At 67.2% G+C, this 24,885-nt stretch carries 24 protein-coding genes and 1 tRNA gene; 9 read left to right on the top strand and 16 right to left on the bottom strand.

Features of this window, described 5'->3' with window-relative positions:
* Positions 1-348: 348 nt before the first annotated feature.
* Positions 349-1,650: an RsmB/NOP family class I SAM-dependent RNA methyltransferase gene (locus ABS88_RS17945; protein WP_234002640.1), complete on the bottom strand. Its 1,302-nt coding sequence runs from the start codon at positions 1,648-1,650 to the stop codon at positions 349-351.
* A 61-nt stretch (positions 1,651-1,711) separates the two neighbouring features.
* Between ABS88_RS17945 and ABS88_RS17940 the strand changes: the two genes are divergently transcribed.
* The gene (locus ABS88_RS17940) at positions 1,712-1,921 is read left to right on the top strand and encodes a DUF1674 domain-containing protein (protein WP_076075478.1); all 210 of its coding nucleotides are present in this window, start codon (positions 1,712-1,714) and stop codon (positions 1,919-1,921) included.
* Positions 1,922-1,941: 20 nt separating this feature from the next.
* Here the strand turns inward: ABS88_RS17940 and ABS88_RS17935 are convergent, their stop codons facing one another.
* The 3 genes from ABS88_RS17935 to ABS88_RS17925 form a co-directional block, all read right to left on the bottom strand.
* The gene (locus ABS88_RS17935; RefSeq protein WP_067113015.1) at positions 1,942-2,496 is read right to left on the bottom strand and encodes a cytochrome b; all 555 of its coding nucleotides are present in this window, start codon (positions 2,494-2,496) and stop codon (positions 1,942-1,944) included.
* A 13-nt stretch (positions 2,497-2,509) separates the two neighbouring features.
* Positions 2,510-3,292: a SapC family protein gene (locus ABS88_RS17930; protein WP_067113017.1), complete on the bottom strand. Its 783-nt coding sequence runs from the start codon at positions 3,290-3,292 to the stop codon at positions 2,510-2,512.
* Positions 3,293-3,404: 112 nt separating this feature from the next.
* Positions 3,405-4,826: an FAD-binding oxidoreductase gene (locus ABS88_RS17925; RefSeq protein WP_076077851.1), complete on the bottom strand. Its 1,422-nt coding sequence runs from the start codon at positions 4,824-4,826 to the stop codon at positions 3,405-3,407.
* A gap of 198 nt (positions 4,827-5,024) precedes the next feature.
* On the opposite strand from ABS88_RS17925, the gene ABS88_RS17920 reads away from it, so the two are divergent.
* The gene (locus ABS88_RS17920) at positions 5,025-5,561 is read left to right on the top strand and encodes a hypothetical protein (RefSeq protein ID WP_104959641.1); all 537 of its coding nucleotides are present in this window, start codon (positions 5,025-5,027) and stop codon (positions 5,559-5,561) included.
* Positions 5,562-5,690: 129 nt separating this feature from the next.
* Positions 5,691-7,076 carry a DEAD/DEAH box helicase gene (locus tag ABS88_RS17915; RefSeq protein ID WP_104959642.1) on the top strand — a complete coding sequence of 462 codons (1,386 nt, stop codon included), beginning with the start codon at positions 5,691-5,693 and terminating at the stop codon, positions 7,074-7,076.
* A 3-nt stretch (positions 7,077-7,079) separates the two neighbouring features.
* On the opposite strand, the gene ABS88_RS17910 is transcribed toward ABS88_RS17915, so the two are convergent.
* The gene (locus ABS88_RS17910) at positions 7,080-8,096 is read right to left on the bottom strand and encodes an NADP-dependent oxidoreductase (protein ID WP_104959643.1); all 1,017 of its coding nucleotides are present in this window, start codon (positions 8,094-8,096) and stop codon (positions 7,080-7,082) included.
* A 91-nt stretch (positions 8,097-8,187) separates the two neighbouring features.
* On the opposite strand from ABS88_RS17910, the gene ABS88_RS17905 reads away from it, so the two are divergent.
* Positions 8,188-8,263: transfer RNA gene (locus ABS88_RS17905), tRNA-Ala, on the top strand.
* A 14-nt stretch (positions 8,264-8,277) separates the two neighbouring features.
* Here ABS88_RS17905 and ABS88_RS17900 read toward each other — a convergent pair.
* Entirely contained in the window at positions 8,278-9,336 is a 1,059-nt protein-coding gene (locus ABS88_RS17900) for an aspartyl/asparaginyl beta-hydroxylase domain-containing protein (RefSeq protein WP_083675216.1), read from the bottom strand.
* 357 nt (positions 9,337-9,693) lie between these two features.
* Complete coding sequence (locus ABS88_RS17895) at positions 9,694-12,006, bottom strand: ATP-dependent helicase (protein WP_104959644.1); 2,313 nt, start codon at positions 12,004-12,006, stop codon at positions 9,694-9,696.
* Between the two features lie 155 nt (positions 12,007-12,161).
* On the opposite strand from ABS88_RS17895, the gene ABS88_RS17890 reads away from it, so the two are divergent.
* On the top strand, positions 12,162-13,430 hold the full coding sequence (locus tag ABS88_RS17890) for an MFS transporter (protein WP_234002668.1): 1,269 nt from the start codon (positions 12,162-12,164) through the stop codon (positions 13,428-13,430).
* Between the two features lie 7 nt (positions 13,431-13,437).
* Here the strand turns inward: ABS88_RS17890 and rsmD are convergent, their stop codons facing one another.
* Positions 13,438-13,980, bottom strand: a complete 543-nt coding sequence (gene rsmD, locus ABS88_RS17885) for a 16S rRNA (guanine(966)-N(2))-methyltransferase RsmD (RefSeq protein ID WP_067109005.1) — start codon at positions 13,978-13,980, stop codon at positions 13,438-13,440.
* A gap of 2 nt (positions 13,981-13,982) precedes the next feature.
* Positions 13,983-14,813, bottom strand: a complete 831-nt coding sequence (locus ABS88_RS17880; RefSeq protein WP_067109001.1) for a pseudouridine synthase — start codon at positions 14,811-14,813, stop codon at positions 13,983-13,985.
* Positions 14,814-14,970: 157 nt separating this feature from the next.
* On the opposite strand from ABS88_RS17880, the gene ABS88_RS17875 reads away from it, so the two are divergent.
* Together ABS88_RS17875 and ABS88_RS17870 are read left to right on the top strand one after the other, a co-directional pair.
* The gene (locus ABS88_RS17875) at positions 14,971-15,408 is read left to right on the top strand and encodes a response regulator (RefSeq protein WP_076075464.1); all 438 of its coding nucleotides are present in this window, start codon (positions 14,971-14,973) and stop codon (positions 15,406-15,408) included.
* Positions 15,409-15,534: 126 nt separating this feature from the next.
* Positions 15,535-16,956 (top strand): AmpG family muropeptide MFS transporter, encoded by a 1,422-nt coding sequence (locus tag ABS88_RS17870; protein WP_104959645.1) that lies wholly within the window; start codon positions 15,535-15,537, stop codon positions 16,954-16,956.
* On the opposite strand, the gene ABS88_RS17865 is transcribed toward ABS88_RS17870, so the two are convergent.
* The 6 genes from ABS88_RS17865 to trpB form a co-directional block, all read right to left on the bottom strand.
* A complete protein-coding gene (locus ABS88_RS17865) occupies positions 16,928-18,244 on the bottom strand; it encodes a bifunctional folylpolyglutamate synthase/dihydrofolate synthase (RefSeq protein ID WP_104959646.1) in 1,317 nt (438 codons plus the stop codon). The genes ABS88_RS17870 and ABS88_RS17865 overlap by 29 nt on opposite strands.
* A 46-nt stretch (positions 18,245-18,290) precedes the next feature.
* Positions 18,291-18,575, bottom strand: coding sequence for a GIY-YIG nuclease family protein (locus ABS88_RS17860; protein ID WP_076075447.1), 285 nt, complete (start codon positions 18,573-18,575; stop codon positions 18,291-18,293).
* Positions 18,576-18,641: 66 nt separating this feature from the next.
* Positions 18,642-19,493, bottom strand: coding sequence for an acetyl-CoA carboxylase, carboxyltransferase subunit beta (accD, locus tag ABS88_RS17855; RefSeq protein ID WP_067108995.1), 852 nt, complete (start codon positions 19,491-19,493; stop codon positions 18,642-18,644).
* A complete protein-coding gene (gene trpA / locus ABS88_RS17850) occupies positions 19,490-20,278 on the bottom strand; it encodes a tryptophan synthase subunit alpha (RefSeq protein WP_076075444.1) in 789 nt (262 codons plus the stop codon). The genes accD and trpA overlap by 4 nt, the downstream gene beginning before the upstream one ends.
* Positions 20,275-20,655, bottom strand: coding sequence for an endonuclease domain-containing protein (locus ABS88_RS17845; RefSeq protein ID WP_076075443.1), 381 nt, complete (start codon positions 20,653-20,655; stop codon positions 20,275-20,277). Before ABS88_RS17845 ends, trpA begins: the two co-directional genes overlap by 4 nt.
* A gap of 44 nt (positions 20,656-20,699) precedes the next feature.
* Positions 20,700-21,932, bottom strand: coding sequence for a tryptophan synthase subunit beta (trpB, locus tag ABS88_RS17840; RefSeq protein WP_067108989.1), 1,233 nt, complete (start codon positions 21,930-21,932; stop codon positions 20,700-20,702).
* Positions 21,933-22,025: 93 nt separating this feature from the next.
* Between trpB and ABS88_RS17835 the strand changes: the two genes are divergently transcribed.
* Positions 22,026-23,408, top strand: a complete 1,383-nt coding sequence (locus ABS88_RS17835) for a Gfo/Idh/MocA family protein (RefSeq protein ID WP_286750250.1) — start codon at positions 22,026-22,028, stop codon at positions 23,406-23,408.
* Here ABS88_RS17835 and ABS88_RS17830 read toward each other — a convergent pair.
* Positions 23,332-23,988, bottom strand: coding sequence for a phosphoribosylanthranilate isomerase (locus tag ABS88_RS17830; protein ID WP_286750249.1), 657 nt, complete (start codon positions 23,986-23,988; stop codon positions 23,332-23,334). The two genes, ABS88_RS17835 and ABS88_RS17830, sit on opposite strands and share 77 nt — an antisense overlap.
* Before the next feature lie 115 nt (positions 23,989-24,103).
* On the opposite strand from ABS88_RS17830, the gene ABS88_RS17825 reads away from it, so the two are divergent.
* A complete protein-coding gene (locus tag ABS88_RS17825) occupies positions 24,104-24,502 on the top strand; it encodes a hypothetical protein (protein WP_076075438.1) in 399 nt (132 codons plus the stop codon).
* Positions 24,503-24,885 lie beyond the last annotated feature (383 nt).

Genomic DNA, 24,885 nt, shown 5'->3' with positions numbered 1-24,885 from the left:
TCGTGCGTTAAATCTGCATCACCCTTTCTGCCGTTCGTGCTGAGCTTGTCGAAGCACCGTCCTTCTTCTTGCGGCGCCGAAAGAAAGAACGGCCCCCTTCGACTGTCTTGCAGGCGCTCAGGACAGGCTTCGACAAGCTCAGAGCCTGCCCCCGCGAAAGCGGGGGGCAAACGGTTTAGATTTAATGCTCGATGCTCTAAGCCTGCGGGGCTTGTGATGGAAACCGGTGTCCCCGCGAAGGCGGGGACCCAGAGTGTGACAAAAGAGGCAGCGCCGATACGCACTGGGCTCCCGCCTTCGCGCGAGCACCCGGCTTTCAGGGCATAAGCTGCACGCTGAACCCTGCCGTCAGCAGGATGGCGCCTCCAGCCGCGCGACGAAGAAACCGTCGAGCCCGCCGCGGTCAGCGAGCATCGTCGGTAGCGTGCGGACGAAGCCCGACGCGTCGGGTTCGACGCCCGCCGGCAGTTCGTCGGCCGTCGCGGGCAGGACGACCCACCCCGGATGCTCGTCCAGAAAGGCGGCGATCCGCTCTTCGCCCTCGGCGCGTTCGAGCGAGCAGGTAGCATAGACGAGCCGCCCGCCGGGCCTGACCCACGCCGCGGCGCGGTCGAGCAGGTCGGCTTGCAGCGCCGCCATTTCGGTGATCTGCGCCGCCTCGACGCGGTGGAGCACGTCGGGGTGGCGCCGGAAGATGCCGGTCGCCGAGCAGGGGGCGTCGAGCAGCACCGCATCGGCGGGCTCGTCGGGTTGCCAGCGCCGGATGTCGCCCTGCACCACCTCGGCCTGCAAATTCGTCTTCGTCCGCGCGAGATTGGCCCGCAGCCGTTCGAGCCGCTTCGCGCTGGCATCGACCGCCACGACCTGCCACCCGGCGGCGGCGAATTGCATCGTCTTGCCGCCCGGCGCGGCGCACAGGTCGAGCACGCTTCGCCCTTCGCCGCGGCCGAGCAGGCGCGCCGGGATCGACGCCGCCAGATCCTGTACCCACCAGCCGCCTTCGCGATAGCCGGCGATCTCCTCGATCGCGCCGCCGCGCGGCAGGCGGCGATGCAGCGGCGCCAGCGCCAACGCCTCGGGCAGCGGTTCGGGCGGCTCGGCGGCGAAGCTCAGGTCGACGGGCGGTGGCGCGCTCCACGCGGCGGCGGCCGCCGCGACCATGTCCGTCCCCCATTGCTCGGCCCAGCGCGCGGCGGTGGCGGCGGGCAGGGCGGCATGGTCGGGCAGTTCCCATGCCTCTTTCTGCGCGCGCGACAGCAGCGCGTGGACCAGCCGCCGGGGCCCGCCCGCGACGAGCGGCAGCGCCGTCGCCACCACCGCATGGGCGGGGCTGCGCAGCACGAGCAACTGGGCCAGCGCGATCCGCAGCACCGCGCGCGCCTTGACGTCCTCGGGCAGCGGCTGTTCGGTGGCTCCGTCGATCAGCGTGTCGATGGCGGTCAGCCAGCGCAGCGCTTCCGACACGATCGCGATCGCAAAGGCGCGGTCGGGCGGCGTCAGGCCCTGTGTCGCGGCATGGGCGGCAAGATCGAGCGGCTCGCCGCGTCGCAGCACGGCGTCGAGCAGCCGCAGGGCCGCGCGGCGCGGCGCGGTGCCCGGCGGATCGCCCGCATCGGCACGGCCCCGCCTGCGATTGCGGGCATCAGCCACGGCGCGCTCCTTCCGTGCCATCGCGCTTGGCGGCGGCGCCAAGGCGGCCTATGGGATCGGCATGACCGATAGAGCGAAACAGGACATCATCGGCGGGACGCCGCGCGCGACCCGGCGTCCGGCCCATGTCAAGGCGCCGGCAGGCTGGACCGCCACGCCGGTTCCGGCCTCCGCGGCCGCCGCACCCGCCCCGGCGGAAAGCCAGCCGGGCGGCCGCGACCCGGTGCGCTATGGCGACTGGGAATATAAAGGACTGGCGATCGACTTCTGACGCGGGGGGAGCGGTGCCTGTCAAAAGGGATTCATCCGCGCGTTGACCCCCGACCGGTCGACGAACTGGTGCTTGAGCGCCGCCAGCACATGGACGATCACCAGCGCCAGCATCGTCAGGCCCAGCATTTCGTGCCGTTCGTGCATCGTGTCGGCGAGCGCCTTGCCCGGCGCGGCGATCGGGGGAAGGGTGAACAGGCCGAAGAAATCGATCGGCCGATCCGCCGCCGACATCCAGACCCAGCCCGACAGCGGCAACAGGATCAGCAGCGCATAGAAAAGGAAATGGACGATCCGGCTGAGCGGGCGCTGCCATGCCGGAACGCTTGCCGGAAGCGGCGGCGGCCGGTGTCCGAGCCGCCACGCGATCCGGATCAGGGTCAGCGCCAGCACCGTGACGCCCAGCGCCTTGTGGATCGCCATCGCTTCGCGGTGGGTTTCGCGCGGCAGGCCCTCGGTCAGCATCGCAAGGCCGATGTTGACGATGACCGCGGCGCCGATCAGCCAATGAAGCCAGATGGCCACCTTCGTGTAACGCGGGCTCGCGGTGGTTCCCGCCGTCGCGTCGGTGGCCATGGCTCGTTCTCCCTCAGGCGGTCGTCGGGGCGACCGTCACCGCCGGCATCTTGCCGGCCTTCACCTGTTCCGCAAAGATCTCGCGCATCAGCTGCAGCGAGAAGAGATGCGCGAAGATCAGCGCGAGGATGCCGTTCTGCATCATCTTGCGCAGCACATCGCCGCGCAGTTCGCGCAGCTTCGTTTCGTCGACCATCTTGAAGCCGCGATAGACGAAGGGCTGTTCATAGCCGTCGGCCTGGATGCTGACTTCGCCGTCCATCAGCAGGTCCGCCTTCTGCAGTTCCTCGACGAACTGGCCGGTGCGCTGGCCCGCTTCCTCGAAATTCTTGCAGAATTCGAGGATATTGTTGACCGCGTCCGACGGCTTGCCGTCGACGAACAGCACATCGCCCTCGTCGAACTTGCCGATCGCGCCCGAGGTCGGATCGAAGCAGAGCGAAAGCTCGTCGGTGTCGGGGCGCAGGCGGGCGAGCATGAAGGGATAACGGCGGATATAGGCCGGGACATAGACCGGATTGATCAGCTTGCCCTCTTCGCTGACGAAGGTGTTGATGCCCTCGTTGAGGCCCATCAGCGCGAGCGGAACCGGATTGTCGCCGGCCGAGAAGACGATCGGATAGTGGCGCGACGCGGAAACGAACTCGTCGGAGGTCAGCGGCACGGCGTGCTGGTTGATCAGGAAATCGGCGCTGTCGAGCGGGCGCGCATGGAAATCGGCGTGGTCGACGCTCGAAAGCGGCACCAGATCCTTGTAGAAGAGGGGCAGATTGGAAGCGGTCGGCGCCGTGGCCATCATGATTCTCCGAAACAGGTTTCCGCGTGGCGGAAGAAAGCGGTTTTCGCGCCTTATTGGGCCGCGCCGCGCCGCGCAAGAGGCCGATTGCCGCCGACGCGCGGTTTATGCGTCAGACGAGCTTGCCCGGGTTGAGGATGCCGAGCGGGTCGAGTCCCGCCTTGACCCCGCGCAGCGCCGCGAGCCGCGCCGGACTGTCGATTTCCGCCAGCATGGCGCGCTTCGCCTGCCCGATGCCGTGTTCGGCGGAGATCGAGCCGCCCAGTTCGACGACGTGGCGATAGACGAGCCGGCTGGCCGCCTCGCCATGTTCGGCGATCCATGCCTTGCCGTCGCAGCCAGCCGGCGGCTGGACATGGTGATGGACATTGCCGTCGCCGAGGTGGCCGAACGACAGCGCGCGCGCGCCGGGAAAGGCGGTGGACAGGCGCGCCGGATTGTCGGCGATGAAGGTCGGCATCAGGTCGACCGGCACGCTGATGTCGTGCTGGAGCGCGGGCCCCTCGGCGCGCTCCGCCTCCGAGATCGAATCGCGCAGGCGCCAGAAATCCTCGCTCTCGCGCTCGTTCTTGGCGATCGCGACATCGCGGACGAGCCCTTCGTCCAATGCCGGCGCCAGTTCGGCGAGCAGCGCCGCGTCGAGCGCTTCGGCATCGTCGCCCGCGAGTTCGATCAGCGCATACCAGGGGCAGGGCGCGGCGAGTGGCGCGCGCGTCTGCGGAATATGGCGCAGCACCGCGTCGAGGCACGTGTGCGGGACGATCTCGAACCCTTCGAGGGCGTCGCCCAGCGCCGCGTCGAGCCGCCGCAGCAGGACGAGTGCCTGGTCGGGCGATTCGAGCCCGATCCACGCGGTGGCGCGCGCGGCCGCGACGGGAACGAGGCGCAGGCAGGCCGCCGTCACGATTCCCAGCGTGCCCTCGGCGCCGCACAGCAGGTGGCGCAGGTCGTAACCGCGGTTGTCCTTCTTCAGCGGCGCCAGACCGTCGAGGATGCTACCGTCGGGCAGCACCGCCTCGATTCCCGCGACCAGCGCGCGCATCGTGCCGTGGCGCAGCACCTGCGTGCCGCCGGCGTTGGTCGAGACGAGCCCTCCGATCGTCGCCGACCCCTTGCCGCCGAGGGTCAGCGGAAAGCGCAGCCCGTGGGCGAGCACGGCATTGTGGAAATTCTCGAGCACCACGCCGGCCTCGACGACCGCCAGCCGTGCCGCCGCGTCGATGGCGCGGATGCGGTCGAGCCGCCGGGTGCTGAGCAGCAGCTGCGTGCCGGTCGCGTCGGGAGTTGCGCCGCCGACCATGCCGCTGTTGCCGCCTTGCGGCACGATCGCGGCACCGGCCTCGCCGCACAGCCGCACCGCCGCCGCCACCTCTTCGGTCGTGGCGGGCGACAGCATCGCCGCCGCGGCGCCGTGATATTTGCCGCGCCAGTCGGTCAGCCACGGCGCGAGAACCTCGGGATCGGTCATGAAGCCCTTGGGGCCCAGCAGCGCGGCAAGATCGGCAAGAAGCGAGGGAGAGGGTGGGCGTGTCATCGGGTCCCGGTCCGGCTTGCTGCCGCGCCTGCCCGCGCACGATTCCGCCTCGGGGCTCGACAGCAATTCATTTGATGTTCAATCATGGCGGTTAAAGGTGCAATGAACGATCGGCGGGGCGCCGTCCAGCTTGGGGGTGCGGGAGGCACTGGTGAAAAGCATTATGGGTCAGCACGGGGCAGGAGCGGTCGCAAGGCCGTGCTGACGTCCGCTGCCCTGCTGATGGCCGCCGCGGCGCCGGTGGCCAATGCCGCCAACGCCCCCACGGCCGCGCCGCCCGAGCCGCTGGTGTCGCTGGTGCCGCCGCCCGCCGAACCGCCCGCCGCGCCCTATTGGCAGGTGGTGATCGAGCAGGAACTGATCATCCGCGTGCCCGCGCGCCGCAGCCCGATCAACAATTTCGCCGCAGGCCCGATGCCGCAGCGATCGCCCCGCCCGACGACGATCGTGTGGAAAGAAAAGAAGGCGCCGAAATGCATTCCGATGCGGAATATCATGGGAATGCAGGCGGTCCAGCGTGACAGCATCGACCTGATTACGCGCCAGAACCAGCTCTTGCGCGCCCAGCTCAACCGCGGCTGCCGGGCGCTCGATTTCTATGCCGGCTTCTACATGCAGGGGAACAAGGACGGAAAGCTCTGCGAGGATCGCGACCAGATCCACGCCCGGACCGGCGCCAAGTGCGAGATCGACAAATTCCGGCTGCTCGTGCCCGTCCCGCGCGAGGAGGATTGATCGCGCCCGTCCCGCCGCATGGCTTTTTAACGGCATTCCTTGACTTTTACCGGCCTTTTGCCCAATGGCCGCGGCAGCGACGGCTGGCGTGGGACGCCGCGCTCGAACCTATCCGGACAGTTGACCTTTATGAAATTTGCCGACCTCGGCCTCTCCGATGAACTTTTGCGCGCTGTCACCGAAGCGGGCTATGACGAACCGACACCGATTCAGGCGGGAGCGATCCCGTCGGTCCTGATGATGCGCGACATGATCGGCATCGCCCAGACGGGGACCGGCAAGACCGCCTCTTTCGTGCTGCCGATGATCGACATCCTCGCGCAGGGCCGTGCCCGCGCGCTGATGCCGCGCTCGCTGATCCTCGAACCGACGCGCGAGCTTGCCGCGCAGGTGGCCGAGAATTTCGAGAATTACGGCCGGTATCACAAGCTTTCGATGGCGCTGCTGATCGGCGGCGTGCAGATGGGCGATCAGATCAAGGCGCTCGAAAAGGGCGTCGACGTGCTGATCGCGACGCCGGGCCGCCTGATGGACCTGTTCGAGCGCGGCAAGATCCTGCTCACCGGCTGCAACATGCTCGTTATCGACGAGGCGGACCGGATGCTCGACATGGGCTTCATCCCCGACATCGAGAATATCTGCACCAAGCTGCCGACGAATCGCCAGACCCTGCTCTTCTCCGCGACGATGCCGCCGCCGATCAAGAAGCTTGCCGACAAATTCCTGTCGAATCCCAAGACGATCGAGGTGGCGCGGCCCGCGAGCACCAACGTGAACATCGCCCAGTTCCTCGTCAAGACCAGCGAGCGCGCCAAGCGCGAGACGCTGCGCGACCTGATCGAGGAAGAGGGCGTCGCCACCGCGATCATCTTCTGCAACCGCAAGACGACGGTGCGCGAACTCGCCAAGTCGCTGAAGCGGCACCGCTATCGCGCGGGCGAGATTCACGGCGACATGGATCAGTCGAGCCGCATCGCCGAACTCGACCGCTTCAAGAACGGCGACATCAACATCCTCGTCGCGTCGGACGTCGCGGCGCGCGGGCTCGACGTCAAGGGCGTCAGCCACGTCTTCAACTTCGATGCGCCCTGGCATCCCGACGATTATGTCCACCGCATCGGCCGCACCGGCCGCGCCGGGGCGAAAGGCCGCGCCTTCACGCTGGTGACGCCGTCGGACGACGAGGCGATCGACAATATCCAGAAGCTGACCGGCTCGAAGATCGCGATCCTCGGACGCACCGAGAGCGCAGGCGAGCCCAAGGAAGAGGCGCGACCCGCGCGCGACGGCAAAAGACGTGAAGAGGGGCGCCGTGAAGAAGGGCGCCGCGAAGAGGAGCGCAAACCCCGGGCGAAGCGCAGCGAAGCGAAACCTAGGAGCGGCGACGGCCATGCCGCGAAGAAGGACGCAGGCCGCAAGCCCGCTCCCGCGGCGACTCGCCGCGACGACGATGGTCCCGACGATGGCTGGAACGGCCCGATGCCGGACTTTCTCTCGGTCGGCTTCGGCACCTGACGGTCAGAGGCGGACGAGCATCTTTCCGATATTGGCGCCGGCGAAGAGGCCGAGGAAGGCTTCGGGTGCCGACTCGATGCCGTCGCGCACGGTCTCGCGCATCGTCACCGCGCCGCTCGCGATCAGGTTGCCCATGTCGGCATAGAATTCCTCCATGCAATCGAAGAACTGGTCGGTATAGATGAAGCCTTCCATGCGGATGCGCGCGGGGATGGCGCGGATCAGATATTTCATCTCCTGCGGATGCCCGTCGTTATAGACGTCGATCATCCCGCAGATGGCGAAGCGGGCGAAATCGTTCGCGGTCGCGAAAGCGGCGTCGAGATGGTCGCCGCCGACATTGTCGAAATAGACGTCGATCCCCGGCTTGCCGAGCGATTCGAGCGCCCCCGCCAGCCCGTCCAGCACCTGCCCCGCCTTGTAATCGACGGCGGCATCGGCGCCGAGTTCGCGGACCCAGGCGCATTTCTCCGCGCCGCCCGCGGCGCCGATCACCGTCATTTCGCGCGCCTTGGCGATCTGCACCACCGCCGATCCCACCGCGCCCGCCGCTGCGGACACGAAAACGGTATCGCCGGCCTTCGCCGCCGCGACGCGCAGCAGGCCGATCCACGCGGTGCCGCCGGTCAGGCCCATGTTGTGCAGGAAGGTCTGCGGCGCCATCCCCGCCGCCAGCGCCTCGGCAGGCAGCTTGAACGGCGCCATGTCGAGGCCGATGACGCCGCCGTCGCGCCAGCCGCCCATGTGCAGGATCAGGTCGCCGGGCGCGAAGCCCTCCATCCGGCTTTCGACGACCTCGCCGATCGCGCCGCCGGTCATCGGCTGGTCGATCTGGAAGCTCGCGGTATAGCTTTTCGCGTCGTTCATCCGCCCACGCATATAGGGGTCGACCGACAGCCACAGGTTGCGGACGCGCAGCTGATTCTCCTGCAAGGGATCGTCGGGCAGGTCGCGCAATGCGAAATGTTCCATCGTCGGCAAAGCGGAGGGGCGGCGGGTCAGATGCCATGCCTTGGCCATTCGATATCTCCCCAATTTTCGCGTTTCGCGAAAGATCGTCAGAAAAGCCGTTGCCAGTGTCAAGCAGGCTCGTTAAGAGCCGCCCGGTCGCGGGGCCGTAGCTCAGATGGGAGAGCGCTGCAATCGCACTGCAGAGGTCAGGGGTTCGATTCCCCTCGGCTCCACCAGCGACCCTTTTCCCTTATCCGTGGTCGGATTCGTCATAGGCGGCGATCGCCGTGAAGATTCGCGCGAGCTGTTCGCGCTCGTCGGCATCGATATCGGGCCGCCAGACCTCGAACAGCAGCACCGTGCGGTCGCTCGTGCCGCGATTCCACGCCTCATGCTCGAAACTGTCGTCGAAGATCAGCAGTTCGCCTTCGCGCCATGCGCGCGTTTCGGCGCCGACCCGAATCGCGCAATCTTCCGGCACGATCAGCGGCAGGTGGCAGATCAGCCGTGTGTTGAGCAGCCCGTGATGCGGCTGGATATGCGTGCCGGGGGTGAGGCGGGAGAAGAGGGCGATCGGCGCGCGTTCCGGAATGACCGGTTGCGGCGCCGCTTCGAGCGCCGCCAGCGTCCGCGGGCACAGCAGGTCCATGCCGTCGACGATCCGGCCGCTCTGCCACAGCCAGGCCGCGCCCCAGTCGGGTTTGTCGAGCAGCGGATTGTTCGGCGGCGGTCGGTCGGGATGCGCGGTCACATAGGGCGCGAAGCGGTCGCCGGCATCGGCGATGAGCGCTTCCAGCTCGCCGCGAATCGCCGCCGTTTCGGCCTCGATCGCAGGCACCCAGTCGAATTCCTCGCGATCGAAGAAGGCCCGCTGCGCCAGGCCGGGAAAATAGAACATCGCTGGTTGCTGGAGGTAGAGCGCATGCTCGCCCGTCAGCAGGCGCAGCGCTTCGGCGACCCGCGGCGGCGCGCTGGCGGCCGAAATTCCTGCATCGCGCAACTCGGTCGCCAGATGTGCCGCAAGCATCTTCTCGCTTTCGGCGATGAATTCCTGGCCGCGGATCAGGCCGGCGTGCAGCGAGGACGGCACGTTGGGCATGATCGCCGCCGTGCTCAGCGCCAGCCGGTAGAAACTGCATGCGGCACGCGAGTCGTCGCGCCGCCGCTTGGCCTCCGCCATGGCGAGCAGCGCCAGGATATTGCCCCGGTCGGCGCGGATCGCGCCTTCGAGCGCCGCCATCTCGCCGGCATCGTCGCCGCGCTGAAACGCCGCGCGCGCCTGTCCCATCCAGTCCCCACCCTGCGTCATGACCCCGGCATAGCGCGGCGCGGCGTGTTTGCAACAAGGCTGGTGGAGCGATCGCGGGCGCCGCGCGTCGCGTCGGAGAATGCCGGTCGTTCGATCGGTATCGGGGCTTTCCTGCATTATCCGGCCGTGCCAGCCCGATTCTCCGGCTCTTTTGCCCGTTCGCCCGCATGTGTTCGGCTGCCGGCGCTCTCCTCAGAGCGGGATGACATCGACTGGAACCGTCATTGCGAGCGGCGAAGCCGCGCGGCAATCCAGAGTGGCGGTAACGGCCCTGGATTGCTTCGCTTCGCTCGCAATGACGAAGTGTCGATCCAATACATGAAGGACGGAACGTCCCCCATCGTCCCGCCCACGCCCTCAGGCGGCGCGGACGAAGCCGTCGAGGACCCGCTTGGTGCCCGCCTGCTCGAATTCGACCTCCAGCTTGTTGCCGTCAACGTCGATGATCCGACCGTAACCGAATTTCTCGTGAAACACGCGCATGCCGATCGCCAGGTCGGCGCGCGGCTTCGCGCCGACCGAGGCGGCGGGGGCGCCTTCGCTCGGCGCAGGGGCCCGGGTGATGGTCGAGGACGCGGCCAGCGCGCGCTGCCATGCCGGGCCGCGGGTCGCCGTGCGTGCCGGGCTCTGCGTCGCGACATGCGCGAACGGGTCGCCTTGCGCCGACCAGTTGGCGCGCCAAAGCGACGCGCCGCCGCCGAAGCTGTTCTTGCTGTCGACGAACTCGGGCGGAATCTCCGCGATGAAGCGGCTCGGAATGCTGCTCATCCACTGGCCGTAGATGCGGCGGTTGGCGGCGTGATAGATGCTCGCGCGCTGCCGGGCGCGGGTGATCGCGACATAGGCGAGGCGGCGCTCCTCCTCCAGGCTCGCGGTGCCGCCCTCGTCCATCGCGCGCTGCGACGGAAAGACGCCGTCTTCCCATCCGGCGAGGAAGACATGATCGAATTCGAGGCCTTTCGCGGCGTGGATCGTCATGATGGTGACGGTCTCCGTCTGGTCGTCGTTGTCGCGGTCCATGACGAGGCTGACATGCTCGAGGAAGGCTTCAAGCGAATCATATTCCTCCATCGCGCGGACGAGTTCGGAGAGGTTCTCGAGGCGCCCCGCCGCTTCGGCGCTGCGGTCGGCCTGAAGCATCGCGGTGTAGCCCGATTCGTCGAGGATCAGCTGGGTCAGCTCGGGGTGCGGCAGGTCGTTCGCCTTCGCCTGCCAGCTGCGCATCATCGCGACGAAGTTCGCGAGCTGGCGGCGCGCCTGCGGGGTCAGCTCGTCGGTCTCGGTGATCCGCGCCGCGGCATGGAACAGCGGCGTGCGCTCGATCCGGGCGAACTGGTGGATGCGCGACACCGCCTTGTCGCCGAGCCCGCGCTTCGGCACGTTGACGATCCGTTCGAAGGCCAGGTCGTCGGCGCTCGACTGGACGAGGCGCAGATAGGCGAGCGCGTCGCGAATCTCCGCGCGTTCGTAGAAGCGGTAGCCGCCGACGATGCGGTAGGGGAGGCCGATGGCGATGAAGCGATCCTCGAACTCGCGGGTCTGGAACTGCGCGCGGACGAGGATGGCGGCGCGGTCGAGGCTGGTGCCGCGGCGCTGGAGGTCTTCGAGCTCCTCGCCGATCCGCCGCGCTTCCTCGGGGCCGTCCCAGACGCCGACCACCCGGACCTTGTCGCCCGCGTCGAGATCGGTCCACAGCGTCTTGCCGAGCCGCCCCGAATTCTGGGCGATCAGCGCCGAGGCGGCGGCAAGGATCTGCGGGGTCGAGCGGTAATTCTGTTCGAGGCGGATCACGGTCGCGCCGGGGAAATCCTTTTCGAAACGCAGGATGTTCGCCACCTCGGCGCCGCGCCACGAATAGATCGACTGGTCGTCGTCGCCGACGCAGCAGATGTTCTTGCGCGCCTGCGCGAGAAGGCGGAGCCAGAGATACTGGCTGGCGTTGGTGTCCTGATATTCGTCGACGAGGATATATTTGAAGCGCTGCTGATACTGTTCGAGCACGTCGCGGTGCGTCTTCAATATCACCAGCATGTGGAGCAGCAGGTCGCCGAAATCGCAGGCGTTCAGCGTCTTGAGCCGCGCCTGATAAAGGGCATAGAAATGCTGCCCCTTGCCATCGGCATAGGCTTCGCGGTCCGCGGCGTCGAGGTCGGGCGGGGTCAGGCCGCGGTTCTTCCACTTGTCGATCAGCCCCGCGAGCTGGCGCGCCGGCCAGCGCTTCTCGTCGAGCCCTTCGGTCTGGATGAGCTGCTTGAGAACGCGAAGCTGGTCGTCGGTGTCGAGGATGGTGAAATTGCTCTGCAGTCCCACCAGTTCGGCGTGACGGCGCAGCATCTTCGCCGCGATGCTGTGAAAGGTGCCGAGCCACGGCATCCCCTCGACCGCGTCGCCGATCATCCGGCCGATGCGCTCGCGCATCTCGCGCGCCGCCTTGTTGGTGAAGGTGACGGCCAGGATTTCGGACGGCCACGCGCGCCGCGTCGCGATGATGTGCGCCAGCCGCGCCGTCAGCGCCGCCGTCTTGCCGGTGCCTGCCCCTGCGAGCATCAGCACCGGGCCTTCGGTGGTCAGCACCGCCTGCCGCTGCGGGCCGTTCAGCCCCTGCAGATAGGGCGGGTCCGATGGGTGCGGCGGGGGAAGATCGGGCGGGGAGGCTGGGCGGCTGTTCACGCGCGAACGATTAGGGAACGGCGCCGATGCTGTCCAGTGCAAGGCGGCGGGACGCGGCGGCGCTGCGCGGCGGACGGTCTTTGGTCTTGCGCCGGAGCGCATGATCCGTTCAAAGCGACCCGCCATCACGAAGGGAAGGGGCGCCGCCCGTGGATCTGACACCCTATCGCGCGCAGGCGCGCATCCTGACCGCGAGCCTCGTCGGGACCGCGGTCGAATTCTACGATTTCTACATCTACGGCACCGCCGCGGCGCTGGTGTTCGGGCCGCTGTTCTTTCCATCCGAATCACCCTCGGCGCAGTTGATGCTGAGCTTCATGAGCTTCGGGCTCGCTTTCCTGGCGCGGCCCGTCGGGGCGATCGTCTTCGGCCATTACGGCGACCGCATCGGCCGCAAGTCGACGCTCGTCGCCTCGCTGATGCTGATGGGCGCCTCGACGCTGCTGATCGCGTTCCTGCCGACCTATGCGATGGTCGGCTGGGTCGCGCCGCTGCTGCTGTGCATCCTGCGTTTCGGGCAGGGGTTCGGGCTCGGCGGCGAGTGGGGCGGGGCGGCGCTGCTGGCGGTCGAGAATGCGCCGCCGGGCTGGCGTGCGCGCTTCGGCATGTTTCCGCAGCTCGGCGCGCCGGTCGGCTTCATCGCCGCCAACGGCCTGTTCCTGCTGCTCGGCCTGTGGCTCAGCGATGCGGAGTTCGCGGCGTGGGGCTGGCGCATCCCCTTTCTCGTCTCGGCGGTGCTCGTCGGGCTCGGGCTCTGGGTGCGGCTCAAGATCGGTGAGACGCCGGCCTTCGCCGACGCACTGGAAAGGCAGGCGCCCGTCGCGGTGCCGCTGGGCGAGCTGTTCCGCCGCCACCTCGTCCCGACGCTCGCGGGCACTTTCGCGGTCGTCGCCTGCTTCGCGATCTTCTATCTCGCGACCAGCTTCGCGCTGGCCCACGGGACGACGGCGCTCGGCTATCCGAAGGAGCAGTTCCTGCTGATCCAGCTCGGCGCGATCCTCTTCATGGCGGTGGGGATCGTCTATGCCGGCTACCGGAGCGACGCGGTCAGCGCGCAGCGGGTGCTGACCTGGGGGTGCGGCGCGACGATCCTGATCGGGCTGCTGTTCGGGCCGTCGCTGGCGTCGCAATCGTGGCCGCTCATCTTCCTCGGGCTCGCGGCATCGCTGTTCGTCATGGGGCTGGTCTATGGCCCGCTCGGCAGCTGGCTGACCGCGCTGTTCCCCGTCGAGGTGCGCTACACCGGCGCGTCCGTCGCCTTCAACGTCGGCGGCATATTGGGCGGCGCGCTGGCGCCGATCATCGCGCAGGCGCTCGGCGACTGGGGCGGGACGCAGGTCGTCGGCCTCTATCTGGCGCTGGCCGGGGTCGTCAGCTGGATCGGGCTGCTGATGGTGCGCCGGCAGGGCGCCGCCGCCGGCTGAACGATGGTCAGGCGCGGCGCAGCAGGGTCAGCTTCGCCTTGCCGACGCGGCGCTCCGCCTCGATTCCGAAGCCGGGGACATCGACCGCTTCCCGGTCGGCGGTCTCGATCGAAACCCAGCTGTCGGGGCCGGCCCAGCCGAGGCGGGCCAGCTTGTCGAGCGCGACGCTGCCGGCGCCGGTGCCATAGGGCGCGTCGAACAGCAGCAGGTCGCAGGCGCGCGGCGCGGGACCGAGGGAAAGGACCGATCCGGCGCGAATCTCGGCGCGCTGCCCCGCACCCAGTGTCGCGAGGTTTTTCCGCAGCGCGTCGAGCGCGTCCCTGTCCTGCTCGCCGAACAGGCAGTGCGCGGCGCCGCGCGACAGCGCCTCGATGCCGAGCGCGCCCGAACCCGCGAACAGGTCGGCGACGTGCAGCCCCTCGAAACTGCCGAGGCGGCTCGCGAGCATCGAGAACAGCGTCTCGCGCGTGCGGTCCGCAGTCGGCCGCGTCGCGTCGTTCCGGGGCGCGAGCAGCTTGCGGCCGCGCCACTCGCCGGCGATCACCCGCATCCTCAGCCCATCCGCCGGCGAAACTGGAACAGCGCGTCGCGCGGCACGATCTCGACCGCCCCGCTGTCGAGCCCGTCGAGGGAGAAGGCGCCGTAGCGCGTCCGGATCAGCCGGCTGACCTGCAAGCTCAGATGTTCGAGCACGCGGCGCACCTCGCGGTTCTTGCCCTCGGTCAGCGTCAGTTCGATCCACTGGTTGCGCCCGGTGCGGCGTTCGAGGTTGGCGTCGATCTTTCCATAGCGGATGCCGTCGATGGTGATGCCGAGCGCCAGTTCCTCGAGCTGCGCCTGGCTGATCTCGCCAAAGGCGCGCGCGCGATAGCTGCGTTCGACCCCGCTCGAGGGCAGTTCGAGCTGGCGCTTGAATTCGCCGTCGTTGGTCAGCAGCAGCAGCCCCTCGGTGTTATAGTCGAGCCGCCCCACCGGCATCAGCCGCGGCAGGCCTTTGGGCAGGATGTCGTAGATCGTCTTGCGGCCCTTGGGGTCGCGCGCGGCGGTGAGGCAGCCCGCCGGCTTGTGGAAGCGATAGAGGCGTGTCGAGACCGGCTTCGCGACCGGATTGCCGTCGACCGTCAGGCCTTCGAGCGAGGAGAGCAGCGGCGCGGGCTGCGCGATCGCCTGGCCGTTCAGCGCGATGCGGCCTTCCTCGATCATCCGCTCGACGTCGCGGCGCGAGCCGACTCCGGCGCGGGCGAGCAGCTTGGCGATCCGTTGCGGCCCCTCTTCCTCGCGTTCGGCGGTGGCAGGGGGGCGGGGTTGCGCGGAACGCGCGGCGCGGCGGCCGCGCGGTGCGGCGGGCTGAGGGGCGGAGCGGGGCGGTCGGCGTGTCGTCATCGGAACGCAAGCGGCTTTCATGGCGTTGAGGGGGGAAGGAAACTGTGGCCTTGTGGTCACGCTCATAGCCGGAAACGCATCGCTTCGTCGATGGCATGCCGAAGCGATATTGCAGGACGGGCGAGAGCGCGCCATGGCGCCATCGAAGGGAGTTTTCATGCTCTTTGCGTCCCGCCCGTCGTGCATCAAGCGCCTGCTGATCGTCGAAGACGATCCGCTGATCGCGTTCGACAACGAACGGACGCTGAAACACGCGGGCTACGACGTCGTCGCGACGGTCGATTCGGGCGAGGCTGCGGTGCAGGTGCTGGCGATCGACCGGGTCGACGCGCTCGTCCTCGATCTGAATCTCGCGGGCCACATGACGGGGCGCGAGGTCGCCCGGATTGCGCGCGATCGCGGCATTGCGGTGCTGCTCGTCACCGGCCTGCCGCCCGAGGATGCCGCCGAGATCGCGCTCGCCTGCCTCGCCAAGCCGCACGCCGCCGCTGCGCTGATCGGCGCGCTGCGCGCGATCGAGACGATGATCTGCCAGAAGAAGAAGCCGCGCAAGATCAGCGGGCTTCAGACCTATTGGCGGCCCGAGGCAGCCTGAGGCGACCGGCCGCCGCCACGATCCGTCGGACCGCCAAATCACCGCTTCCAATTTGGCGCCAAGGCTTTAGGCCTCTGGCTTGAAGCGAGAGATGCCGCCGCGTCGGCATGTGAGGGAGGGCGCGCGATGCAACTCGGTCTGGATAGCCTGGTATTGGTCGCAGTGCTGTTGGCCGTTGTCGGCCTCGCTTATCTCGTTCCGAGTTTTGCGCCTTACCGCAAGCCGATGCCGATCGTCGCCTTTTTGCTGGGTATTTCGAGCGGTTTTCCTTTGACACTGCTGTTGGGTACAATGGCATTCTGGTTGTCGAAGGTCGGAATCGAAAAATCGACGATCGGCTTCGCAATCGGCCTGACCACGCCCTACACGTTGAAATTCCTTTGGGCCCCTTTGGTCGATAAATTGCCCATCCCGGTCCTGACCCGCCTTTTTGGACAGCGGCGAAGCTGGCTGTTCCTGATTCAGATGCTGTTGGTCGTCGCGATCTGGCAATTGGGGGCGAGTAATCCGACCAACGACAATCTGGCGCCGTTCGCGATCTGGGCGATCATCGTCGCTTTTCTGTCGGCCACACAGGACATTGTCATCGACGCCTATCGTATCGAGATTTTGAGCGATGCCGAGTTGCCCCACGGCACGGCAATGAACCAGTTCGGCTATCGCACCGGCAATCTGATCGCCGGGGTCGGCACGATCGCGCTGGCTTCTCCCGAAGGATTTGGGCTGGGTTGGGCAGCGGCTTACGCCTTTACCGGGCTTGCGGTGCTGCCTGCCGTGGTCGGCGCTCTCCTGGCTGGCCCCGGGAGGTTCCATCCATCACAGGCGCGCGGGGGCGAGCAAGGTTTTGGTGCATGGCTCAACGAAACGGTCATCAGCCCCTTTCGCGAATTTCTGGGGCGTCATGGCGCGGTCCTGATCCTGCTTTTCGTGCTCATCTACAAGGTCGGCGATGCGATGGGGCAGGGGATGCTCAATCCGATGATCGTCGAACTGGGGTTCACCGACACCGAGTTCGTTGCGATCAACAAGGGCGTCGGCTTTGTGGCGCTGATCATCGGGTCGGCTTGCGGTGCTCCCTTCATCGCGTGGCTGGGCATGGGGCGGGCACTCCTGATCTCGGGCCTGATGATGATGTTCAGCAATCTGTTGTTCGCCCTGCTGGCCTCCGTCGGTCATTCGCCACTGATGCTGGCTATAGCGGTGGGGACCGAGAATTTTACGAGCGGGATCGGGCTCACGGTGTTCGTGACCTATCTCTCCGGTCTGTCGAGCCTGGCCTATACTGCGACGCAATTCGCTCTGCTGTCGTCGTTCGCAGCCGTCGGGCGGACGTGGCTCGCTGCGCCTGGCGGCTATGTGGCCGAGACGCTGGGCTGGGTTGGCTTCTGGCTGTTCACCGTCGTCATCGCCGCGCCCGGAATGCTCCTGCTGTGGTTGCTGTGGAAGCGTGGCTTCGTCGTCCAGACGGTCCGCCAGCCGAGCACCGAGGATGACGGCCCCGAAATCGCTTCCGCCGAAGCTATTCCGGCAGTTCCCCGTTCGCCCTGAGCACTTCGCCCGCGAGATAGAGCGAGCCGGCGATCAGCACGATATCGCGCGCCGGATCGACCGTCAGCGCGCGCAAGGCGGCTTCGACGTCCGTGGCGTATCGCGCTTCGGATCCGAAAGCCGCCGCATCATGATGCTCGTGCCCCGGCACCGGCACGACGGTCAGCGAGGCGAGGCGGTCGCGCAGCGGGTCGAGGATCGCCTCGGGATGCTTGTTGGCGAGCATGCCGGCGATCAGATGGATGCGGCGCGGTTCGCTGGCGAAATGCCGCGCAAGCTGGAGGCCGGCATCGCCATTGTGCGCACCGTCGAGCCAGACCTCGGTCGCCGGCGGCAGCAGCCCGGTCAGCGGCCCCGTCCCCAGTCGTTGCAGGCGCGCGGGCCAGAAGGCGCCGGCGACGCCGCGCGCGATGGTGCCCGCGTCGGGCTTCGGCCCCGGCGCGATATGGAGCATCGCGATCGCCAGCCCCGCATTGCGCATCTGATGCAGCCCGGCCATGCCCGGACGCAGCACCCCGGCCAATGTCCCGTCCATCGACGTCCAGCGGAAGGCGTCGCCGACGGGCTCGACCGACCAGGATTCGCCCTCCGCGAAGGGAACGACACCGGCCTCCTCGGCGCGGCGCGCGATGACGCGCTGTACCGCGCGCGGATAGGCGAGCGTCGCGAGCGCGCTGCCCGGCTTGACGATCCCGGCCTTTTCCCACGCGATCCGCTCGGCGGGGACGGACGGCGTTCCGGCTTCGGGGGCGAGCAGGAAGGCTTCGTGATCGATGCCCAGCGAGGCGATGCCGCACACCGCGGGCGGCGGGATGATGTTGGTCGCGTCGAGGCGTCCGCCGAGCCCGACCTCGAGGATGCAATCGTCGGCGGGATGGCGCGCAAAGGCGAGGAAGGCGACCGCGGTGGTGACCTCGAAGAAGCTCGCCTCCAGGTCGGCGGCTTCGTCCAGCACCTCCTCAAGCAGCATCGCGAGCAGCCTGTCGTCGATCAGTGTGCCGTCGATGCGGAGCCGCTCGTTGAAGCGGACGAGGTGCGGGCTGGTGTAGGCGTGGACGCGGCGGCCGCTCGCCTCCAGGATCGCGCGCAGATAGGCGCAGGTCGACCCCTTGCCGTTGGTCCCGGCGACGTGGAAGGTGCGCGGCAGGTGCTCGTGCGGGTTGCCGAGACGGCGACACAGTTCGGTAATGCGCTCCAGCCCGAGGATGTCGCGTCCCGGCGACAGCGCGGCGAGGCGGTCGAGCTGCGTCTGGACAGCGGGGTCGGCGGAATGGGCGTGGTCGGGCATTATACGGCTTTGTCATTCCCGCGGACGCGGGAATCCATGGTCGATACTATCGGTTGAGACCGAACCACAGATCGCGCCAATCGGGGTTCTGCGTCTCGATCAGTTGGATTTTCCACGCGCGATTCCATTTCTTGAGCCGCTTTTCGCGTTGTATCGCATCGCGGATGTCCTGAAATTCTTCATAATGGACGAGATGCTTCACCCGATATTTTGGGGAGAAGCCGGTCAATTGCCCCTCGCGATGTTCGTAGGTCCGCCGGATAATGTCGTTGGTCACGCCAATATAGATCGTGCCGTTCTTTTGGCTGGCCATGATATAAACGTAATACAGTCACGACACCTCGGATCATGGATTCCCGCGTTCGCGGGAATGACAAGGTGAGGAGGATGCCTGGGATCAGGCCGCCTTTTCGGGCGCCAGATAGGCGATCAGGCGGCCGAGCGTCGCGGGCAGCTCCTTGCGGTGCACGACCATGTCGATCATTCCATGTTCGAGCAGATATTCGGCGCGCTGGAATCCTTCGGGCAGTTTTTCGCGGATCGTATTCTCGATCACGCGTTGCCCCGCGAAGCCGATCAGCGCGTTGGGCTCGCTGATCTGCACGTCGCCGAGCATGGCATAGCTGGCGGTGACGCCGCCCGTCGTCGGGTCGGTGAGAAGGACGATATAGGGCAGCCCGGCGCGGCGCAGGCGGGCGAGCGCGACGGTGGCGCGCGGCATCTGCATCAGCGACAGCGTGCCCTCCTGCATTCGTGCGCCGCCCGCCGCGGTGATCGCGACATAGGGACAGCCGCGCCGGATCGCCTGTTCGACCCCGGCGACGAAGGCCTCGCCGACCGCGACGCCCATCGATCCGCCCATGAAGGCGAAATCCTGCACGCCGATCACCACCGGGCGGCCGTCGATGCGGCCGAAACCGTTCTGATAGGCATCGCGGTCACCGGTCTGCGCGCGCGCCGCCTTGATGCGGTCGACATATTTCTTGGTGTCGCGAAACTTGAGCGGGTCTTCGGGCGCGGCGGGGGCGGGCAGAACCTCGTACAGGCCGCCGTCGAAAAGCTGCGCGAAGCGTTCCTTGGCACCGATGCGGTCGTGATGGTCGCAGCGCGGACAGACGTTCAGATTGTCTTCCCACTCCTTGACGAAGACCATCTGCTGGCACTGGCGGCACTTGTGCCACAGATTGTCCGCCGTATCGCGCTTCGCGGCGAAGGGCAGGGCGTTGCGGACGCGTTCGAGCCAGCTCATGCGGCATTCTCCTTCGCGCCGTGAATAGCATCGGCGAGGGTGCGGGCGAAAGCCTCGACATGCGGAGGGGCGGCATCGCCGTGCGCGGCGATGATCTCGACCAGCGCCGATCCGACGACGACCCCGTCGGCGACCTTGGCGATCTGCGCGGCCTGTTCGGGGGTGCGGACGCCGAAACCGACCGCGACGGGCAGGTCGGTGGCGGCTTTCAAGCGAGCGACGGCATCCTCGATGCTCGCCTGCGCGGCCTGCTGGAGCCCGGTGATTCCCGCGACCGAGACATAATAGAGGAACCCACCCGCACCGTTCAGCACGTCGGGCAGGCGCGCCGCGTCGGTAGTCGGCGTGGCGAGGCGGATCGGGGCAACCCCCGCGGCGCGCAGCGCGGGCCCCAGTTCCGCGTCCTCCTCCGACGGGATATCGACGCAGATGACGCCATCGACGCCCGCTTTCGCGCATTCGGCGGCGAACCATTCGGGCCCGCGGATCGTCATCGGGTTGGCATAGCCCATCAGGACGAGCGGCACTTGCGGATGGCGCGAGCGAAAGGCGGCCGCGATGGCGAAGATGTCGGCGGTGGTCGTGCCCTTGCCGAGCGCGCGCAGATTGGCGGCCTGGATCGCGGGACCGTCGGCCATCGGATCGGTGAACGGCATGCCGAGTTCGATCACGTCGGCGCCCCCCGCGACCAGCGCGTCGAGATTGGCGGCGGTATCGCCATCGCCCGCGGTGATGAAGGTGACGAGCGCGGAGCCTTTGGAAAAGGCCGAAGCGAAGCGAGTCATAGAGCCCTCTCCCCTTCAGGGGAGAGGGTTGGGAGAGGGGGAGTCAAGAACGACGCAAGCTGCTCCAGAACCCCATCCATATTCGTCAACACGTCGCGGTTGGTAAATCTGATCACTCGATAACCCTGTTCTTCGAAATAAGCCGTCCTGGCCCGGTCATATGCCTCCCGACCTGCATGCGTGTCGCCGTCGATCTCTATCACCAGCATCGGCTCTCTGGACGAGAAATCGGCGATATACGGACCAATGACCTTTTGTCTGCGGAATTTGATTCCTTGAAAACGTGCCGCACGCAGTTCGAGCCACAAGCGGGTTTCGGGCTCGGTCTGTTCGCGGCGCATCTGCTTGGCGAACTCGATCAGCCTTCGGTCCCGCATTCGTCCCCCTCTCCCAACCCTCTCCCCTGAAGGGGAGAGGGCTTTTAGAGCGCCACCCCCAGCGCATCCGCGACCGTGAAGATGTCCTTGTCGCCGCGGCCCGACAGGTTGACGATGATGATCTTGTCCTTGCCCAACGTCGGCGCGATCCGTTCGGCGGCGGCGATGGCGTGGGCCGACTCCAGCGCGGGGATGATGCCTTCCAGCTTCGTCAGCTTCTGGAAACTGGCGAGCGCCTCCGCATCGGTCACGGGTTCGTAGCGAACGCGGCCGATGTCGTGCAGCCAGGCATGCTCCGGACCGATGCCGGGATAGTCTAGGCCCGCCGAAATGCTGTGCGCCTCTGTGATCTGGCCGTCCTCGTCCTGCAACAGATAGGTCTTGTTGCCGTGGAGGATGCCGGGGCGGCCGCCCGCGAGGCTGGCGGCATGTTTCCTGTCGAGCCCTTCGCCCGCGGCCTCGACGCCGACGATCTCGACCTCGGCATCGTCGAGGAAGGGGTGGAAAAGGCCGATCGCGTTCGACCCGCCGCCGACGGGCGCGATCAGCATGTCGGGCAGGCGCCCTTCCGCCTTCAGGATCTGCGCCTTCGCTTCCTCGCCGATCACCGACTGGAAATCGCGGACGAGCTCGGGATAGGGGTGCGGGCCGGCGACGGTGCCGATGATGTAGAAAGTGTCGTGGACGTTGGCGACCCAGTGCCGCAGCGCCTCGTTCATCGCGTCCTTCAGCGTCTTCGCGCCCGATTCGACCGCGACCACTTCGGCGCCGAGCAGCTTCATGCGGAACACGTTGGGCTGCTGCCGCGCGACGTCGACCGCGCCCATGAAGATGGTGCACGGCAGGCCGAACAGCGCCGCGACGGTCGCGGTCGCGACGCCGTGCTGCCCCGCGCCGGTCTCGGCGATGATCCGCGTCTTGCCCATCCGTTTCGCGAGCAGGATCTGGCCGATGCAATTGTTGATCTTGTGCGCGCCGGTGTGATTCAGATCCTCGCGCTTCAGATAGATTTTTGCGCCGCCCAGATGGGCCGTCAGCCGCTCGGCATGCCAGAGTGGGCTCGGACGGCCGACATAATGTTCGAGCAGATGCTCGAATTCGGCCCTGAACGCCGGATCGGCCTGGGCGGCGCGATATTCGCGTTCGAGGTCGAGGATCAGCGGCATCAGCGTTTCGGCGACATAGCGGCCCCCGAAGGCGCCGAAATGACCGCGCGCATCGGGCCCGGTGCGCAGGCTGTTCGATAGGGCGGAGCGGGGGGGAGCGGCTTCGGTCATGGCTGGCTGTGTCCCTTAGGCGCTATGACGCCCTTGTCCATAGCCTCGATGCGCTTCAAACAGCGGCGAGGGTCACGGCAAGGAGGCAGACGGATGAGCGGGGGCATGAATCGGCGCGAATTGTTGATGGCGGGCGGCGCGGCGTTAGCGACGGCGGCCGCCGCACCGGCCATTGCGCGGGACCGCGGCGGATCGCGGCTGCGGATCGGCGTCATCGGCACCGGCGAGCGCGGACGCGTCCACCTGCGCGAACTGCTGCGCCGCGACGACGTCGACGTGACCGCGATCGCCGACATCGACCCCTTCGTGCTCGAAGCCGCGAAGGGGCAGTTCGATGCGGCGGGAAAGCCGCGCCCCGCCAGCTTCACCGGCGACGCCGAGGCGTGGCGCGCGATGCTGAAACCGGGAACGCTCGACGGCGTGCTGATCGTCACCCCGTGGGAATGGCACAAGCCGATGGCGATCGCGGCGATGGAGGCGCGCGTCGCGGTGGGGTGCGAGGTCGTCGCCGGCATCACGCTTCAGGACCATTGGGACGTGCTGGCGGCGCATGAGGCGACGCGCACGCCCTATATGCTGCTGGAAAATGTCTGTTATCGCCGCGACGTCATGGCGGTGCTGAACATGGTGCGGCAGGACCTGTTCGGCGAGATAATCCACCTCGAAGGCGGCTATCAGCACGATCTGCGCGACGTGAAATTCAATTCGGGCATTCCCGGCCGTCCCTATGGCGGCGGCGCCGAATTCGGCGCGAAAGGCTGGTCCGAGGCGCGCTGGCGCACCGACCACAGCGTCCGGCGCAACGGCGATCTCTATCCCAGCCACGGCATCGGCCCCTGCGCGATGTGGACGAATATCAACCGCGGCAACCGCTTCATCCGGCTGACCAGCTATGCGAGCAAGGCGCGCGGATTGCACGATCATGTGGTCGCGCAGGGCGGCGCGGACCACCCCAATGCGGCGGTGCGTTTCGCGCTGGGCGATGTCGTGACGACCAGCATCGCCTGCGCCAATGGCGAAACGATCCGGCTGACCCACGATACCAACCTGCCGCGCCCCTATTCGCTCGGTTTCCGGGTGCAGGGGACGCGCGGATTGTGGATGGACGTCGCCAAATCGCTCTACATCGAAGGCCGCAGCCCCGAACCGCATCGCTGGGAACCGGCGGAGACCGTGCTCGGCCAGTACGACCATCCGTTGTGGAAACGTCACGCCGACCAGGCGGTCGGGGCCGGGCATGGCGGGATGGACTGGTTCGTTCTCAACGCCTTCGTCAAGGCGCTGAAGGCCGGCGCGCCGATGCCGATCGACATTTACGACGCGCTGACGTGGAGCGCGATCACGCCGCTGTCCGAACAGTCGATCGCAGAGGATAACCGGACGCTGGAGTTCCCCGATTTCACGCGCGGCGCGTGGCGCGAACGGCGGCAGGATTTCGCGCTGAGCGACGCGGGGGGATCCGGTCGAGATCCTTGACCCCGGGCGCGCTTTCGACGCCCGAGGAGACATCGACGAGCGGCGCGCGCGTCGCCGCGATCGCGGCGGCGACATTGTCGGGAGTCAGGCCGCCGGCGATGCCCCAGTCGATCGTGTGACGGTGGTTGGCGAGTAGCGACCAGTCGAAGCGCGCGCCGTTGCCGCCGGGCAGCGCCGAGGCGGGGGCGTCGAACAGAATGCGGTCGGCGATGCCGCGATATTTCTCGATCCGTTCGAGCGTCCCCGCGTCCTTGAGCCCGATCGCCTTCCATATCTCCGCCGGAACCAGCCGCTTCACGACCGCCAGCCATTCGGGAGTCTCGGTGCCATGGAACTGGACGACATCGGGCCGCACCGCGGCGAGCGCCTGCCCGGTGAGTTGCTGCGAGGCGTTGACGAGCAGCAGCACCACCTTGACGTGCGCCCCGGCACGGCGCCGCAATTCGGCGGCGGTCCGAAGGTCGACATGCCGCGGGCTCGGCTCGTAATGGACAAGCCCGATGTAGGCCGCGCCCCGTTCGATGGCCGCATCGACCGCTTCGGGTGTCGAGAGACCGCAGATCTTGATGAGTGGTGGCATGCGAGGGTCTTTGGGCTGCAAATGGCATCAAGGCAACCGCAGATACCTATGGTTGGCAGCACGCCGGTCGTGGTACAGCCTCGCGGGGGAGGTTGCGATGCACCGCATATTATGGATGCTTTTGTTTCTGGGCCTGACGGCCTGCAATCCTGCGAACATGGCCACCGATGTCGCCGCCTCGGAAAAGGCGGTCGATGCATTTCACGACGACGCCAATGCCGGAAAATTTGACGACATCTACTTTGCTTCCGGCGAGGAAATGCAGCGTTCGGCGGATGTCGCAGAATTCGAGGAGTTTCTTGGTGCCGTGCAGCGCAAGCTGGGCAAGGCGGGAAACACGACGCAGCGAGGATGGCAGGTCAATATCGTGAACGGGCGGACCCTGACGGTCCTGAATATGGAGACGATCTACGAAAAAGGCCGCGCCGTCGAAACTTTCACATTCAAATCTTCACCGAATGGACCGGTGCTTGTCGGCTACAACATTCAGTCCCCGGCGCTTGTTATCAACTGACGCGTGGGACGGATCGACATTCGGAAGATGGCGAGCCGGAGTCGAAGACGACCACAGGTCAAAATGGTGGATTTCCGGGACCCGCAGCGCAGCGTGCTGACGGCACGTGGCCACCGGAGGCGCGAAAAGCCGCCATTCGCAGGCCGCCAGAGCTGAATGTCGATCCGGCCTAAGGCTTGTGGGGGTTCATCTTGCAACTGTCCTTTATCGTGTGTCCCCGCGAAGGCGGGGACCCATCTGCGGTGGTTTCGAGATGGAACCGGCCGAAGATCGACCCCCGCCTTCCGCCTATGGCGGAAGTTTATCCTGAGCGCCCGCCCTGCGGGCAGTCGAAGGGCGGGGGAACACGGCTTTATACAATATCGCGGCGATAGACTCTGAAT

It is taken from the genome of Sphingopyxis sp. SCN 67-31 (assembly GCF_001725095.1).
The sequence above is the reverse complement of the archived record's forward strand: the minus strand, read 5'-3'. Positions and strand labels throughout refer to the sequence as shown.